Here is a 16,719-nt window from a genome sequence, read left to right as displayed (position 1 = left end):
TCTATATGCAAACATTTGATAACTTATTAAATATTGAAGATTTTGGAGAATTATATGTTACCATCCAACAAAGTAATTTATTTTCTGATTCTAAATTTTTTGTAGATGCCATTCCTGTTGATTCCGTTGAACAAATTATTCATTCCTATCAGTCACAAAAAAATTCAACCAATTTTAATTTGTTATCGTTTATTAAAACGCATTTTAAACTGCCAAATGACAGTACACTTCATTATCATTCAGACAATAAAGATATTACTACCAATATTCAGGATTTATGGGAAGTATTAACCCAGCAACCCGGAGAAAAGGGTGGCACATTGATTCCACTACCCTACCCTTATATTATACCCGGCGGACGTTTCAGAGAAATTTACTATTGGGATAGCTATTTTACAATGCTTGGGTTAAGTGTGGATAGAAGATGGGATATCATTGAAAATATGATTAAAAATTTTTCCTATTTAATTAATACGTTCGGTCATATTCCCAATGGTAACAGAACCTATTATCTTAGCCGCTCACAACCGCCATTTTTTTGTTTAATGGTGGAATTACTGGCTGCAAAAAAAGGGACGCATATTTTATTGGATTATTTACCTGCAATTGAAAAAGAATATGCTTACTGGATGGATGGAGCTGACCAGTTATCTGAAATCCAATCAACTTACAGAAGGGTTGTTTTATTAGAAAATGGTGCTGTTTTAAACAGATACTGGGATGATGATGATACACCAAGGCCTGAAGCCTATAAGGAAGATACACACCTGGCTCAACAGGTAGCAGGGGCTACTGCTAATGAAATATACCGCCATATAAGAGCTGCAGCAGAATCGGGCTGGGATTTTTCGAGCTGGTGGTTTACTGATGCGCAAAACATGGCCACAATTGAAACCACCCATATTATTCCGGTTGATTTGAATTGTTTGCTTTTATTTATCGAAGAAACGCTTGCTAATATTTATAATGGTACTGGCCATACTAACAAAGCAAACTTATTTATCCAAAAAAGTACAAAACGCAAGGAAGCCATTCGGCAGTTTTGCTGGAATGAAGAGAAGGGTTTTTATTTTGATTACCAGTTTATTAAAAAGCAACAAAAAACAGTTTATTCACTGGCAGCATTGTATCCATTATTTTTTTCAATTACATCGAAAGAAGATGCAGCTAAAGTTGTAGCCATTACGGCTGAAAAATTTTTACAACAAGGCGGTGCCGTTACTACTACATTGCATTCAGGCCAGCAATGGGATGCACCGAATGGATGGGCACCTCTGCAATGGATAACTTATAAAGGTCTCAAAAATTATCAGGAAAATCATTTAGCCCATCAGTTAAAAGAGAACTGGCTTTTACTCAATGAAACAGTGTACAGAAATACAGGAAAATTAATGGAGAAGTACAATGTTGAAACATCCGGCATACATGCGGGTGGTGGTGAATATCCTACACAAGATGGTTTTGGGTGGACCAACGGTATTTTTCTGGCCTTGAAAAATGATGATTAATTTTTTTGAAAAATATACGCAATGCAACAAACCAGCACTTTAAAGCAATTGGCTCAAATATTAAACATGAGTATTTCTACCGTTTCCAGAGCGTTAAAAAATCATCCGGATATTGCCGAAAAAACCAAACAAAAAGTAAGAGAATTGGCAGCATCTTTAGAATATGAACCTAATGCATATGCCATTCAATTGCGAACCAACGTTAGCAACGTACTGGGTATTATGATACCTACTATTACAAATTTTTTTTATGATACCTTTATTGCATCTGTTGAAGAAGAAGCAAGAAAGGCCGGCTATTCTTTATTAATTATGCAATCGGGCGAAAGCAGTGAAGTGGAACAAAACAATTTAAAATTGTTAAAAAAAAACAGGGTTTCGGGATTATTTGTATCGGTTACTAAAGAAAATAACGACATATCAGCATTTGAAAAATTAGAAGAACAGGACATACCGGTGGTGTATATTGATAGGGTTCCGCATCATGAAAACTGTAATAAAATTTGTTTGGCAGATACAGAAAGTGCAACCATAGCTGCACATGCACTTATTGAGCATCAGAAAAAAAATGTTCTGGCTTTATTTGGTTATCCGAACCTATCTATCACAGAAAAAAGATTGGAAGCATTCACACATACTTTTCAAACATTTGCTCCTGCTGCAATTGTAAATTGCCGGTTTCCTGATCAAACAAAAGCTGCTAAAAAAGAAACCTTACACTTTTTAAATTCCAAAAACATACCCGATGCTATTTTTTGTATGGGCGATCAAATTTTAATGGGTGCCATGCAGGCATTATATGAAAAAAAAATAAAAATTCCTGAACAAACTGCTGTTATCAGCATCAGTAATGGATTTATTCCTACTTTATTTCAACCCAATATCACATACATTGAAACCAGTGGGAAAAAATTAGGAAAATATGCTTTCAAAAGAATGATGGAATGTTTGCATGGTGATAAAACATTCAAAGAAATATTAGTTCCGTCTATTCTTGTTAGCGGTAACTCACTTTAATTTTTTATACAAATCAGGATAATCGCTGATTAAGCCGTTTACACCCATCTTTTTTAAACGCTGCATGGTTGAAAAATCATCCACCGTCCAGGGTATTAATGCAATACCCAAATCCCGGCATTGTTTTACCAGTAAAGGCGTAACCATACTATAATCGGGCGAATAAATGGCAGGGATAAATCCGAGTTGCTTTAACTGTGCCGCAAAATTCAATTGCATTGGGGGTTCTACCAATAAAGCAGTTTTAATTGCAGGATAATGCTGATGCAGGTATTGCAATGTTCTGATATCAAATGATTGAATAATAACTCTTGAAGCAATACCTTTCGCTTCAACTATATTCATAATTAAACGAACAAAAGTGGCAGGATCAGGATGGAAAATACCGTCGGTAGAATCGGTACTTTTTGTTTCAATGTTGTATTGAACCAGTGGTAAATGGTGTAAATGGGTATAGGCTTCTACTGTATCAATCACTACATTAAGTTTGGGCTTATGTACCGCAATTTTTTGCTGATTGGGAAATCGCGGATAAAATTTCGTACCCACATCATATTGCTGTGTTTCAGCATACGTCATCTGATAAATATTCAAAGTTTTTTCTTCTGCAGCTGTTACCGGTGTTCCATCATGATGTAAAGAAAATTCTTGATTAATATAAGGATCGTGACTAATTAGTACCTGACTATCTTTCGTAGTCACTGCATCCATTTCAAGTGTAGTTACCCCTAACTCAATTGCTTTTAAAAATGCAGGAATTGTATTTTCAGGCATCAACCCCCTGCAACCCCTATGGCCTTCTTTATCAAAAAAACCGGGTTGGGTGGCTTGTTGTATTTTAGCAGTGGTACAAGACATCATCAATAAAAATAAAATACTATATTTTTTCATTTGGCTGATTCAATTTTTATTTTCAACATTTCATTGGCCAAAGCCTGTTGTGTTGCATTACCGGTTTTTAAATGCTCCACAACAGACTGAAAACTTTCTTCATCTTTATTCTGACTGAGTTTAAATACATGGTTGCATTGTTTAACTTCTATTTCAAAAGCTACAATAGCTTTCATATTTTCTTTGACATAATCAGCGGGCATCTTTTCAACATCAGCAGTACTGTTTGCTGTACCTTCAAAATAACGGGTTTGCCGTACTAATAATTGATACAATCCTGTATCATCTAAAAACCTGATGATTCCTGATGCATGTACCGCCATATAATTCCAGGTACTGGCCACTGCGGGCTGGCTGTACAAAGCTGCGCTAACATAACTTTCCGGCCCCTGAAAAATTGCCAATACCTTGTTATTTGCCTCATAAGCCAGTGTATGTAATTGATTGCGCATAACATGACCTGTAAGAAAAATAGTTTCACTTCTTTTTTCAATCAGTACAGGAATATGTGTTGCCACAGGCAAGCCCTCAGGCGAACATCCACATAAAGTAATGAAAGGATGTGCCTGCATAAATGCAAATACATCGTTGGGATAATTGGCTTTGAAATGTGGTAAATGATACATGTTCGCAATTTTGGAATTCAACCGATGTCCATTTCCAATGGTCTGTTCGTAATAAATTGAAACAGAACCTATCCGTTTTCCAGGCTATCCTTTTTTTAAGATGGAACGGCTACCGGTTGGGTATTGATCAAATTCGCATTCCGCATGGCAATATTCCTTATCGCAATATTGGTAATAGTTCTAAATGCTTCCTGCGAAATAACATCACCCCCCACCATTGCAGGAACACCGGTGTCTCCCCCCTCACGTATGCTTTGCACAATGGGAATTTGCCCCAAAAACGGCAACTCATACTCTTCAGCTAATTTTCTGCCTCCTTCTTTTCCAAAGAGATAATATTTATTTTCAGGCAATTCGGCAGGCGTAAAATACGCCATATTTTCAACCAACCCGATAATTGGAACATTAATTTGTGCCTGTCCAAACATGGCAATTCCTTTCTTGGCATCTGCCAATGCCACGGGTTGCGGTGTTGTTACAATTATCACTCCCGTTACAGGTACTGTTTGCATCAGCGTTAAATGAATATCGCCGGTACCGGGGGGCATATCTATAACCAGATAATCCAATTCACCCCAGTCAACTTCTGTTACAAACTGTTTTATGGCACTGCTGGCCATTGGGCCGCGCCATACCACCGCATTTTTTTCATCTACCAGCAACCCAATGCTCATTAATTTAATTTGATATTTTTCCAAAGGAACAATGACCCCTTTCCCATTTATTTCGCGCATCATGGGGCGTTGACCTCTTACACCAAACATAATAGGTACACTGGGCCCATAAATATCGGCATCCATTAAACCTACATGCGCACCACCCTCAGCCAATGCCAATGCCAGATTTGCAGCAACGGTACTTTTTCCAACTCCGCCTTTTCCGCTTACCACTGCAATAATATTTTTTACTCCGGTCAATAGTTGAAGAGCATCTTTTCTGTTGGTGGTAGTTTGGGCAGTAAAATTGATATTCACTTTTGCATTTTTATTGACCAGTGTATGAATGGCATTTTCACTGGCTTTTCCAATTGTTTCTTTCAACGGACAAGCCGGAGTGGTTAAAACAATAGTGAAGCTAACTTCATTATCATCGATAACAATATCTTTTACCATTTTCAATGTAACAAGATCTTTACCCAGATCGGGGTCCTGTACATTACTGAGTGCTTTTAAAATATCAGCTTCTGTCATCACGCAAGTTTTTGTTAAAAAATGTAAATTTTCGCAAAGTTAATCCCCATCCCCCTTACTTTGTTACGAAATTAGCAGTAATCAACATTTATAGAAAACCTTTGTTCTCATTGTGTACAACACCCTATTTTTGTGCCATACGATTGGTATGCACATGAATTGAATAGACAGAGATTTTACCCTAAATTGCAATTCAGTTTACAGAAAGTAGCAAAACATGATTTTATAAATCAACAAATGAAACAAATTCTACAATATTTTTTGCCTGCCATTGTTTTATTTCTGTTTGTGCCAAAACTTCAGGCACAAATCAGTAAAGCACCAAGAGATTCTGTGATTCAGTTATATGGTGTGGTAATGACTTCTGATAGTTTAAAGGCCATTCCATCTACCAGTGTTATTGTGGATGGCAAAGGCAGGGGTACTATTACCAATTATGATGGTATCTTCTCCATTGCTGTTTTAAAGGGCGATAAAATTACATTCTCATCAGTAGGTTATAAAGATAAAACTTACGAAATTCCCACACATTTATCTGATAACCAATATAGTTTAATTGTATTATTAGTTAGTGATACCAACTATTTGCCTGCTGCTATTTTAAAACCCAGGCCTACCCGCGAACAATTTGAAAGAGATTTTGTGAATACACAAATTCCCGATGATCAATATGAAATTGCACGGCAAAATACCGACGAATCGAAACGCAGGGCTCTGTTAGCTGCTTTACCTGCCGATGGCCGTGAAGCAGTAAATTATCAATTAAGGCAACAGGCTAACCGATACTACTACCAAGGTCAGTTACCTCCACAAAATATTTTTAACCCTCTGGCATGGGCCGATTTTATTAAAGCCTGGAAAAGAGGTGATTTTAAAAGCAAAAAGTCATCTTCCTCCAGTGGATATTAGTTAACTATTGTAACAATTTAGTTTAGTTAAATAATTTATTTATGGAATATGTTTCAATAATTGGTGCTGGCACTATGGGCAATGGCATTGCACATGTATTTGCACAAAATGGATTTAAAGTTGCTTTAATTGATGTACACCAACCTCAATTAGACAAAGCAATGGCTACCATTGCAAAAAACTTAGACCGGCAAGTTGGAAAAGGTATTCTTACAGAAGAAAAAAAAATTGAAACGCTCCAAAATATTGTTACACATAATACGATAGAAAAAGGGGTACAACAGGCAGCCCTTGTTGTTGAAGCAGCTACCGAAAATATAGACATTAAATTACAATTGTTTAAACAATTAGATGCCTTTGCACCTGCCAATGCCATTCTGGCTTCAAATACATCATCCATTTCCATTACAAAAATTGCTTCGGTAACCAAAAGGCCACAGCAGGTAATTGGAATGCATTTTATGAATCCGGTACCGGTAATGAAATTAGTTGAAATTATTAATGGGTATGATACGCTTCCTGATGTTAGTAATACCATTATTGCGTTGAGTACACAATTAGGAAAAATACCATGTGTTGTGAATGATTATCCAGGCTTTATTGCCAACAGAATTTTAATGCCGATGATAAATGAAGCCATTTACAGTTTATATGAAGGCGTTGCTGGTGTTGAAGCCATTGATACCATCATGAAATTGGGTATGGCCCATCCAATGGGGGCACTTCAACTGGCCGATTTTATTGGGTTAGATGTTTGCCTCAGTATTTTAGAGGTGCTGCATAAAGGGCTGGGTAATCCAAAGTATGCACCCTGTCCGTTATTGATCAACATGGTTACTGCAGGAAAATTAGGCGTAAAATCCGGAGAAGGATTTTATACTTATACTGCCGGCAATAAGGAATTGATTGTAAGTAACCGATTCAGGCATTAAATATTACAGTGCATCTAACCTGAGATCAATCACTTAAATTTACCACAACGGCAATTTTTCTTTTTTAAGTTTCAACTATCTGCATCATGTTTTTTGTGCTTTCCAAACTATTGTTCTTTTTACTTTCGCCCCTTACCTGGTGTGTTATTTTTGGGATAGCATATTATTTTTCAGAGTCAAAAAAAGTAAAAAAAGTCTTTAAAATATTGGGTATTGGCCTTTTCATTTTATTCAGTAATACTTATTTGTACAACAGTGCAGAAAGCCGATGGCAAACCAATCCTGCTCCATTTAATCAGCATGGCGAGGCAGCCATAGTATTGGGTGGATTAATTAGTTTTAATAAAAACCATGAAGGCTTTTTTAATGGTGCAGCCGAAAGGTACACTGCCGCTTTGCAGTTGTATAGCGTTGGCGCCATTCACAAAATTATTGTAAGTGGAGGTGCAGGATTGTTGTTGGATACCGTTGATAAAGAAGCCAAATTTTTGCAACAACAGTTTTTGAAAGCTGCTGTTCCTGAAAATGATATTTTGGTAGAAAACCAATCACGCAATACTTACGAAAACGCATTGTATACCAAAAAACTGATAGAAGCCGATCATCTTAAACCACCCTTTTTATTAATAACATCTGCAGAACATATGCGCCGTGCATTTGCTGTTTTTCAGAAAGCAGGTATTCCTGTAATACCCTACCCCGTTCATTACAACGTTTTACCCAACCGAAAAAATAATTGGTATGATTTTATCATTCCAAATTTTTGTAACTTCTATAACTGGCAGGAACTATTCAAGGAAATGATTGGATTTGCTGTGTACCGCATTACCAATAAATTGTAACTATAACGCTTTTATTTCAACTGATCGTAAATCATTTAGTTTAAATAAAACTTCATTCAATCTTGACTTGGGTATTCCAATTTTCATATAACAAAACAACTGCGTATCCTGATAAGTAATAGAACAATTGTATTGTTTAATTATCATCATTATATCATTCATTGCGGTATAATTGAAATGCAAATCATACAACAAGGCTACAGGGCATTGAACCACCGGAACCATTTGCAAAACAAGCGCTGCTGCAGATTTGTATGCATTGATCAATCCTGGAACGCCTAATAAAGTGCCGCCAAAATATCGAACCACAATAATTAATACATTGATTAACTGCCTGCTGTCTATTTGCCCAAGAATTGGTCTTCCGGCAGTTCCGGAAGGTTCGCCATCATCACTCACTCTAAAATCTGTTTTATCCATTCCCAACCGGTAAGCAAAACAATGATGCACTGCTTTGGGATGTTCTTTTTTTAAATCAGACAAATATTGTTTTACCTGATCTTTTGAAGTTAAGGGATAAGCATAAGCCAGAAATTTACTGCCTCTGTCTTTATATTCTGCAAATGCTGGTTGTTGAATGGTGAAGAAAAAATCAGGTGTTTCATTCATATTCAGCAGGAATAAAATATTGAATAAAATCGTTTTGTAAATTTTCTGAACATTGTAATTGCGCTCCATGTAATTTGGGTGCGGGTAAGCCACGGTTCATCCACATTGTTGTATTGGTAATTACCCTTGCATCATCCCATAAACCGGCATCAATAAAACACTGCAACAAAGTTGTACCCCCTTCGACCAAAATGCTTTGAATGTTTTTTTCATAACAAGATTGCACAATAGCAGGGATTGCTGATATTGAATGCTTCCATTGTATGTATTCAACACTTCCTGTTGTACGGTTTATTTTTCGATTCCAAACAAGGGTAGGATTTCCATCTGATAAAATATGTAAGCGCTCAGGAAGCTCACAATCGGCATCAATCACCATTCGCAGAGGTTGCGCACCATTAGGCCAATACCGATTGTTTAAAAGTGGATTATCCTGTAAAGCTGTATTTTTTCCAATAAAAATGGCTGCCTCCTCACTCCGCCATTTGTGTACCAGTCGGTTGGTATAAGCGTTTGTTATGAACAAACGTTCTGTTGAATGATTCGCAATAAACGCATCGGCGGTTTGTGCCCATTTTAAAATAATATAGGGTCTTTTTTTTGTATGAAACGTAAAAAATCGTTTATTTAATTCTTTACACTCCTTTTCCAGAAGACCGGTAACTACTTCAACCCCTGCTGCTTTTAATTGATCAATACCCTTACCGTTTACTGCCTCAAAAGGATCAAGAGTACCAATAACTACCCGCGGTATTTTATGCTGTAAAATCAGCAAACTACATGGTGGTGTTTTACCAAAATGTGCACAGGGCTCCAATGAAACATATAAAGTAGATTTTGAAATGAGTTGCCGGTTCGCATCAGAAACGCTATTCATGCAATTCACTTCTGCATGCGGGCCACCAAATTGTTGATGATACCCCTCTCCAATTATTCTGTCATCATATACCAAAACAGCACCCACCATTGGGTTAGGTTGGGTGTACCCAACAGCCATTTTTGCCAATTGAATACAACGTTGCATATAAAACTGATCTCTTTCCATATTACACCTGCCAATTTTACAAAAGTAGCTGAATTGGTGCTATTTTGCAGTATGACTATAAAAACTGCATATCAACAACTACTATTGGCTTTGTTTGAATTGTACAATGACAGAGAAGCTGCAAACATTGCCGATATGGTCATTGAAGCAATAACCGGTTTCAATAAAATTAACCGGATCGTGCATCCGGAAATAACACTGAATCAGGTACAAAAGGCTATATTGAAACAATATTCAGATGAGCTGGCACAATATAAACCGGTTCAATATGTACTGAAAAAAGCCTGGTTTTTTGGTTTGCCATTTTTTGTAAATGAATCTGTATTAATTCCAAGGCCAGAAACAGAAGAACTGGTTGCATGGTTGCTGCAAGAAGCAAAGAATATAGAACTTCCTGTTTCAGTTTTAGACATTGGCTGTGGAAGTGGTTGTATACCCATTACTATAAAACATCAACGCCCCGATTTCAATGTAATCGGTGTTGACATTAGTGAAAAAGCTTTATCAGTTGCTAAGCAGAATGCAGTAACACATCAAACTAATATTAATTTTAAAACAATTGATATTTTAAATACCTACAACTGGTCATTATTGGATAGGTATGATTTTATTATCAGTAATCCACCCTATATTGGATGGTTAGAAAAAAAATCAATGGCAAAACAAGTGGTTGAATTTGAACCACATGAAGCCTTGTTTGTGCCGGATAATGATCCATTGCTATTTTATAAAACAATAGCCCAATTTTCAAAAAGCCATTTAAACCCGAATGGTTTGCTTTTTTTGGAAGTGAATGAAAATATGGCACTTGAAACTGAAAAGGAATTACAGGTATTGGGCTATACAACTTTTTTAAGAAAAGATTTGCAGGGCAAAAACAGAATGCTACAGGCAAAGTATAATTTTTTAAATGAAAATAAATAGTATATTACTTCAAATTACAGTATGGAAAAAATTCTCACCACCGATAATATTTCTAAAAGCTACGGGCCTGTTAAAGCATTGAACAGTCTGACTTTTGAGGTTCCGAAAGAAGCTATTTTTGGTATATTGGGACCCAATGGAAGTGGCAAAACCACTACCCTCAGTATTTTATTGGATGTGTTAAAAGCAGACAGTGGACATTATAGTTGGTTCAACAATAGCACCAACAAGCATTACAGAAAAAGAATTGGCACCTTATTGGAAACGCCCAATTTTTATAATTATTTATCTGCATATGATAATTTAAAAATTACACAAGCCATCAGTAGCCGGGGTAATAAAACAGATATTGATGCTGTATTAGAAACTGTTCGGTTACAAAGCAGAAAGAACGATAAATTCAGCACATACAGTTTGGGTATGAAACAACGGTTGGCCATTGCAGCAGCATTATTAGGCAATCCGGAGGTATTGGTTTTAGATGAGCCCACGAATGGTTTAGACCCGGTTGGAATAGCAGAAATAAGAACATTGATAAAAGAATTGGGCCAACAGGGAAAAACAATTATTATGGCCAGCCATTTGTTAGATGAGGTAGAAAAGGTTTGTACCCATTTCTGCATTTTAAAACAGGGCAATTTATTGGTAAACGGGCCGGTAAAAGAAATTTTGAGTAATGAAGATGTTATCATTCTTCGTTCAAGAGATCTCAACCAATTAAAGCAGGTTTTATTATCCATCCCAGGATATACGCATTTAACAGAAGAAAAAGATTTTTGTCAAATGCACTGTTCCGCAAACGCTATTCTACCGGAGGATATTAATGCCCATTGTTACAACAAAGGTGTTATTTTATCGCATTTGGAAGTAAAGAAAAAAAGCTTGGAAGAAAAATTCTTTGAATTAACAGGAAATTAAAATTATATTTTAAAAATATTTATACTGCATCATGAAACAACTATTACAAATAGAATGGCTGAAAATAAAAAAATATCCTGCATTCTGGTGGATGCTGGGCATTGTAACTTTTACTTATCCGGCTATCAATCTACTATTCCACAACGTATACGAAAATATTACCTCCAGAAAAGATATGGCCGGTAATGCTGCAAGATTTTTATTAGGTAATCCTTTTGCTTTTCCCGATGCCTGGCATTCTGTTGCTTACTTTTCTTCCTGGTTTTTGCTGGTACCTGCTATTTTAATTATTATGCTCATCACCAACGAGTATCAATATAAAACGCACCGGCAAAATATTATTGACGGATGGATCCGGGATGAATTTATTACTGCTAAACTTTTAGATGTATTGATTGTAGCTGTACTTGTTACGGTAATGTATACTTTGGTAGCTGCATTTTTAGGATTTTATTATTCTGATGCGGTGGGTCAACACAGATGGAGTGAGGAGCTGTATTTTATTCCACTTTTTTTCTTAATGACATTTGCACAACTCAGTATTGCATTTTTTACAGGATTTATTATTAGAAAAGCATTTATTGCGTTGGGCATTTTCTTTTTTTATATGCTCGTTATTGAAAATATAATGAAAGCCTATTTCAGTTTCAAAAGCATACCCATTAATGCCTATTTACCGTTTGAATTATCAAACAGATTGGTACCCAGACCAAACTTTTTAGGAAAAATTGATGAAGCATCCAATCAGGCCTATTTACAAAGTTTATCAGATATTAATTTGCATATCTTGTATACACTAATTTTTACAGGCTTTATCTGGTGGCTTTGTTATAAAACTTTTAGGAAGGCAGATTTATAAATGTTATTATTCCGAAGCTTTCAATTGTTGTAAGGCATGCTCAATTTCCGGATATAAAAATGTAAACCCTGCTGTTCTTATTTTGGTATTGTTAACGGTAGTGCTTTTCAGTACTTCAATACTCATTTCGCCCATTATTATTTTTAAAAGGAATGATGGAACATAAACGGGTATAAACCATTTTCCACGTTGAATTTTGGCTAATGTCAGTGTCAATTTTCTGTTAGTAACTGGTTGATTGGCTACAGCATTATAAACGCCATTGAGCTGATTATTTTCGAGGGCATTCATAAAAAGCCGGCATAAATCGTCAATATGAATCCAGCTTATCATTTGGTTCCCGGATCCTAATATGGTAGCAATCCCCCCCCGTAATGGTTGTCTAAATGCCTGAAGTGCCCCGCCGGCATTACTTAAAACAATACCAATTCTATATTTAACCAATCGTATTCCTAAGTTTGAAACAGGTGTAATGCTTTCTTCCCAAAGCCTACAAGTTTCTCCTAAAAAATCCTTTGCTGGAGGTGTACTTTCAATAAAGCCGTTTATTTTGCTTTCATCGTTATCCGGACCATACCATCCAATGGCAGATGCACTTACAATTGTTTTTACTTTAAAATTATTCATAGTTTGCAATGAATCAACAAGCAGTGCACTGCTTTTGATTCTGCTTTCCTGTATTGCTAATTTTCTTTTAGCCGACCAGCGTTTATCTGCAACACCCGCACCGGCCAAATGCACAATGGCATCTGCTGAAGCCAGCGCTTCAACATCAATCAACTGATTTTCTACATCCCACTTTGCATAGGAAAGTGCCTTGTGATGACTATTTCCAGGCGGATTTCTACTCAGCACAATTACCTGATAACCATTGTTTAGCAACATAGCAGTTAAATGTTTTCCTACCATTCCTGTGCCACCTGTTATAACGACAGTTTTCATAAAAATGATTTACAATAGTAATTGAATGAATAAAGTTTTTATTTAAACAAGAAATATATCAATTGTTATCAAAAATAAACCCTTCGCTACTAAACGAAGGGTTATTTTTTATTCTACCAACTAAACCTAAAAATTAATCAGGTTTTTTACCATCTAAAAAACTATTCAGACTAGAAATCTGAGTTTTGTTCTTTTCATCTTTTTCAACTGTTATTTTACTATAAAAGTTTTCTACTGATGCCAATTGGTTATTTCCAAATAATTCCATTTTACGGCGCACATAAGCAGGCACTGTATCAAATTCATTATTCGGATCATTAGAATTCATGTTATAAGATAAATTTCTTAACCGATGTAAGCGCTCAGTAGCCCTGCGACGTTGTTCTTCTGCCTCATCCAAATCACTATTGTATTGAAACAAAGAAGGCTGCTCAACCTGTGTACGTTCGTGGTAATGGTGTTTTACTTCAGGTTCTTCTTTCTTTTCATTGGTATAAAACTGAAGTGGTAATTCTTCTTTTTTAGTTTCTTCTTTTATTTCAGCAGGCTGAACCGGTAAACTATTGCCGGTAACTTCCGGTATTTCCGGTTCTGCATAAATCTTAAAAGGTTTAGAGAGAATAGAAGGTGATTCAGCTTTCTCTGTTAATTTCATGCCTGCAATATTTTCCTCAATGGCACTAGGCAGTTCTGCCTCCATTTTTACTTCCTGCTGAGGAGTTACAGGAGCTGTTATTTCAGTACTCAATTCAAATTGCAAAATCTCAGTTTCACGCATATCTAACACAGCTTCTCTTTCCACAGGAGTATACAAGGAAAATTCAGCAGTATTATTTTCCGGTTCATTTTTAATATGTGGTGCAAATGGATCTGCAATAGCTTTATCATTTGCATCAGTAGTATTTGAAGCCGGTTGCACATCTGTATACTGATGTTCATCCAAACCCAGCGTCATTACAATTTTTTCAGGTTTGGGTGCTTCCATTTTAGGAGCAGCTTGTTTTTCAAATGGATTTTTATGCTCAAATCCGGTTGCAATCATGGTAATACCAATTTTTTTATCCAAAGTATTATCATAACCCATTCCGACAATAACATCTGTATTTTCTCCTGCCTGCAGGCGCAAGTAATTATTAATCACTTCAATTTCATCCATCGTGCATTCATGATCTCCTTCCGCGCTATTGATGTTGATTAAAATCCATTTGGCGCCTTTAATATCATTGTCATTTAATAAAGGCGAGTTTAATGCTTCTTCAATCGCTCTTTGTGCCCGGTCTTCACCTTCTACCTCAGCTTTTCCTAAAATAGCAACGCCTCCATTTTTCATAACAGTGCAAACATCTGCAAAGTCAACAATAATATGGCCGCGGCTATTAATAATATCTGTAATACATTTAGCAGCAGTTGCCAACACATTATCAGCTTTACTAAATGCTTCTTTCATTTTTAAATTTCCATATTGCATCCGTAATTTATCATTGCTAATTACAAGCAATGTGTCTACGTATGGTTTTAATTGCATAATACCTTCTTCCGCTTGAGCCATTCTTCGTGGGCCTTCAAAACCAAAAGGAGTGGTTACAATACCAACGGTTAAAATACCTAATTCTTTACATATTTGGGCAACAATGGGGCCACCTCCTGTTCCGGTTCCTCCACCCATACCGGCCGTTATAAATGCCATTTTGGTATTTACTTCTAAAATACTTTTAATTTCCTGCAACGATTCTTCTGTTGCTTTTTTTCCAACTTCAGGATTCGCACCTGCACCAAGACCCTGTGTTAAATGTGGGCCTAGTTGAATTTTATTGGGTACTTTACTTTGTTCAAGCGCTTTGGCATCGGTATTACATATAATAAAATCTACACCTTCAATGTTTTGTTCATGCATGAAGTTTACGGCATTACTACCTCCACCACCAACACCAAGCACTTTGATGATGGATGATTTTTGTTTGGGCAAATCGAAATGAATCATAACGTACGGTTTAATAGTTAGTAAGTAGAATAAACGGTATTTACAGGATAGTGGTAAAAAATTTATCTTATAATTTGATCTTCTTCTTCTTTAAACAATTCAATGATGCCATTTTTAAACTTATCCCAAAAACGTGCATTCAATTTGGGAGCAGTTCCAATTTTTTCAGTTGGTTGAACCATTGGCGTTTCTATAATTTTGGTTTGCTCTTTTAACTGATGTGGCACCTGAATATATTTAAATTGTTTTGAAAAATCTTTGGATTTTGATTCGTAATCATTATAACCTTTCAGAATTAACCCCAGGCAGGTTGCATACATGGGCTGTTTTAATTCTGCAATATGATTGGGTGCCAAATGCTCATTAGGATAACCAATTCGGGCATTTAAACCGGTAATATATTCGGTTAACTGAATTAAGTGTGTTAACTGAGAACCGCCACCGGTAAGAATAATACCTCCATTTAAAGCATTATTATCTAAACCAACCTGTTTTATATGGTAGGTTACAAAATCTAAAATTTCACTCATTCTTGCCTGTATAATTTGCGCCAGATTACGCATGCTGATTTCTTTTGCAGGCAAACCTTTTAATCCCGGTATGGTAATATAAGTATTGGCTTTGGCCTCATCGGCAATAGCACAACCGAATTGAACTTTTAATGCTTCAGCCTGTTGTTTTAATACACCAAGGCCCATCCGTATATCGTTGGTAATATTTTCACCACCAAACGGAATAACTGCTGTTTGTTTTAAAATACCTTCATAAAAAATTGCCAAATCGCTGGTTCCACCACCAATGTCTAAAATAGCAACTCCGGCTTCTAAATCAATCTCACTCATTACTGCACTGGCACTGGCCAAAGGCTGCAATACCAGATCTTTTGTATGAAGTCCACTTCTCAATACCGCTCTGTTAATATTTCTGATGGCATTTTTATCGCCGGTAATAATATGAAAATTAGCTCCGACTTTTACGCCATTGTATCCAACAGGGTCTTTTATATTTTGAATGTTATCTACCTTAAAATCCTGAGGAATTACATCAATAATTTCGTCTCCTGCAGGAATAAAAGTTTTCCGTTGATCGGCAATCAGTTGATCAATTTCTTTTTGCTGAATTTCAATTTCAGGATCCTGGCGTACAATATCACCTCTTGTTTGTAAACTTTTAATATGATAACCGGCAATTCCTACATACACATCTTCAATCAACAGTTCCGGATTACTTTTGGCACAATTTTCTAAAGCCTGTTGAATAGATTTGATTGCCTGATCAATATTCAGCACCTGGCCATGATGCACACCATTGCTGTTGGCTTTTCCAAAACCGAGTATTTCTAATTTACCTTGCTCATTTTTTCTGCCTGCTATCACAGCAATTTTGGTAGTGCCAATATCTAACCCTACAATAATTGGCGACTCGTTCATTCCAACTATTGCTTCGTTTTGAACAGATGATTGATTCATATTTGGCTTATCTTGTTGCATCATACTGATTTTGTTTTGTATAGGGTACTTTGAAAA

16 protein-coding genes are annotated in these 16,719 nt (G+C 36.2%); 8 read left to right on the top strand and 8 right to left on the bottom strand.

What is annotated here, in order from left to right:
* The first annotated feature begins 5 nt into the window (after nt 1-5).
* A complete protein-coding gene (gene treA, locus AC3QLY_RS09460) occupies nt 6-1,508 on the top strand; it encodes an alpha,alpha-trehalase TreA (RefSeq protein ID WP_492989697.1) in 1,503 nt (500 codons plus the stop codon).
* Nucleotides 1,509-1,529: 21 nt separating this feature from the next.
* Nucleotides 1,530-2,525, top strand: a complete 996-nt coding sequence (locus tag AC3QLY_RS09455) for a LacI family DNA-binding transcriptional regulator (protein ID WP_074418368.1) — start codon at nt 1,530-1,532, stop codon at nt 2,523-2,525.
* Here the strand turns inward: AC3QLY_RS09455 and AC3QLY_RS09450 are convergent.
* From AC3QLY_RS09450 to AC3QLY_RS09440, 3 genes are all read right to left on the bottom strand, one after another.
* Complete coding sequence (locus tag AC3QLY_RS09450) at nt 2,517-3,416, bottom strand: glycerophosphodiester phosphodiesterase family protein (RefSeq protein ID WP_492989696.1); 900 nt, start codon at nt 3,414-3,416, stop codon at nt 2,517-2,519. The two genes, AC3QLY_RS09455 and AC3QLY_RS09450, sit on opposite strands and share 9 nt — an antisense overlap.
* Entirely contained in the window at nt 3,413-4,042 is a 630-nt protein-coding gene (locus tag AC3QLY_RS09445; protein WP_492989695.1) for an FMN-binding negative transcriptional regulator, read from the bottom strand. The genes AC3QLY_RS09450 and AC3QLY_RS09445 overlap by 4 nt, the downstream gene beginning before the upstream one ends.
* A gap of 95 nt (nt 4,043-4,137) precedes the next feature.
* Nucleotides 4,138-5,232 carry an Mrp/NBP35 family ATP-binding protein gene (locus tag AC3QLY_RS09440; protein ID WP_492989694.1) on the bottom strand — a complete coding sequence of 365 codons (1,095 nt, stop codon included), beginning with the start codon at nt 5,230-5,232 and terminating at the stop codon, nt 4,138-4,140.
* Nucleotides 5,233-5,469: 237 nt separating this feature from the next.
* On the opposite strand from AC3QLY_RS09440, the gene AC3QLY_RS09435 reads away from it, so the two are divergent.
* From AC3QLY_RS09435 to AC3QLY_RS09425, 3 genes are all read left to right on the top strand, one after another.
* Nucleotides 5,470-6,141, top strand: coding sequence for a carboxypeptidase-like regulatory domain-containing protein (locus AC3QLY_RS09435; RefSeq protein ID WP_074420300.1), 672 nt, complete (start codon nt 5,470-5,472; stop codon nt 6,139-6,141).
* Nucleotides 6,142-6,182: 41 nt separating this feature from the next.
* Nucleotides 6,183-7,073: a 3-hydroxyacyl-CoA dehydrogenase family protein gene (locus AC3QLY_RS09430; RefSeq protein WP_074418372.1), complete on the top strand. Its 891-nt coding sequence runs from the start codon at nt 6,183-6,185 to the stop codon at nt 7,071-7,073.
* Between the two features lie 86 nt (nt 7,074-7,159).
* On the top strand, nt 7,160-7,915 hold the full coding sequence (locus AC3QLY_RS09425) for a YdcF family protein (RefSeq protein WP_074418373.1): 756 nt from the start codon (nt 7,160-7,162) through the stop codon (nt 7,913-7,915).
* On the opposite strand, the gene AC3QLY_RS09420 is transcribed toward AC3QLY_RS09425, so the two are convergent.
* Both AC3QLY_RS09420 and ribD read right to left on the bottom strand, forming a co-directional pair.
* Nucleotides 7,916-8,524, bottom strand: a complete 609-nt coding sequence (locus AC3QLY_RS09420) for an IMPACT family protein (protein WP_074420298.1) — start codon at nt 8,522-8,524, stop codon at nt 7,916-7,918.
* On the bottom strand, nt 8,517-9,569 hold the full coding sequence (gene ribD, locus AC3QLY_RS09415; protein ID WP_074418375.1) for a bifunctional diaminohydroxyphosphoribosylaminopyrimidine deaminase/5-amino-6-(5-phosphoribosylamino)uracil reductase RibD: 1,053 nt from the start codon (nt 9,567-9,569) through the stop codon (nt 8,517-8,519). The genes AC3QLY_RS09420 and ribD overlap by 8 nt, the downstream gene beginning before the upstream one ends.
* Nucleotides 9,570-9,620: 51 nt before the next feature.
* On the opposite strand from ribD, the gene prmC reads away from it, so the two are divergent.
* The 3 genes from prmC to AC3QLY_RS09400 are packed head-to-tail and all read left to right on the top strand — an operon-like array spanning nt 9,621 to nt 12,270.
* Nucleotides 9,621-10,493 (top strand): peptide chain release factor N(5)-glutamine methyltransferase, encoded by an 873-nt coding sequence (gene prmC, locus AC3QLY_RS09410; RefSeq protein WP_074418376.1) that lies wholly within the window; start codon nt 9,621-9,623, stop codon nt 10,491-10,493.
* A gap of 21 nt (nt 10,494-10,514) precedes the next feature.
* Nucleotides 10,515-11,411, top strand: a complete 897-nt coding sequence (locus AC3QLY_RS09405; RefSeq protein WP_074420712.1) for an ABC transporter ATP-binding protein — start codon at nt 10,515-10,517, stop codon at nt 11,409-11,411.
* Between the two features lie 31 nt (nt 11,412-11,442).
* A complete protein-coding gene (locus tag AC3QLY_RS09400) occupies nt 11,443-12,270 on the top strand; it encodes a DUF2705 family protein (RefSeq protein WP_074419697.1) in 828 nt (275 codons plus the stop codon).
* A gap of 6 nt (nt 12,271-12,276) precedes the next feature.
* On the opposite strand, the gene AC3QLY_RS09395 is transcribed toward AC3QLY_RS09400, so the two are convergent.
* The 3 genes from AC3QLY_RS09395 to ftsA all read right to left on the bottom strand — a co-directional run bounded on the left by AC3QLY_RS09395 (nt 12,277) and on the right by ftsA (nt 16,686).
* Nucleotides 12,277-13,212, bottom strand: a complete 936-nt coding sequence (locus tag AC3QLY_RS09395; RefSeq protein ID WP_074420711.1) for a TIGR01777 family oxidoreductase — start codon at nt 13,210-13,212, stop codon at nt 12,277-12,279.
* Nucleotides 13,213-13,345: 133 nt separating this feature from the next.
* A complete protein-coding gene (gene ftsZ, locus AC3QLY_RS09390) occupies nt 13,346-15,193 on the bottom strand; it encodes a cell division protein FtsZ (RefSeq protein WP_074420710.1) in 1,848 nt (615 codons plus the stop codon).
* A 62-nt stretch (nt 15,194-15,255) separates the two neighbouring features.
* Nucleotides 15,256-16,686 (bottom strand): cell division protein FtsA, encoded by a 1,431-nt coding sequence (gene ftsA / locus AC3QLY_RS09385; RefSeq protein ID WP_228733101.1) that lies wholly within the window; start codon nt 16,684-16,686, stop codon nt 15,256-15,258.
* Nucleotides 16,687-16,719 lie beyond the last annotated feature (33 nt).

The sequence above is a fragment of the Hydrotalea sp. GW822-HT8A01 genome, from assembly GCF_058798575.1.
The sequence above is the reverse complement of the archived record's forward strand: the minus strand, read 5'-3'. Positions and strand labels throughout refer to the sequence as shown.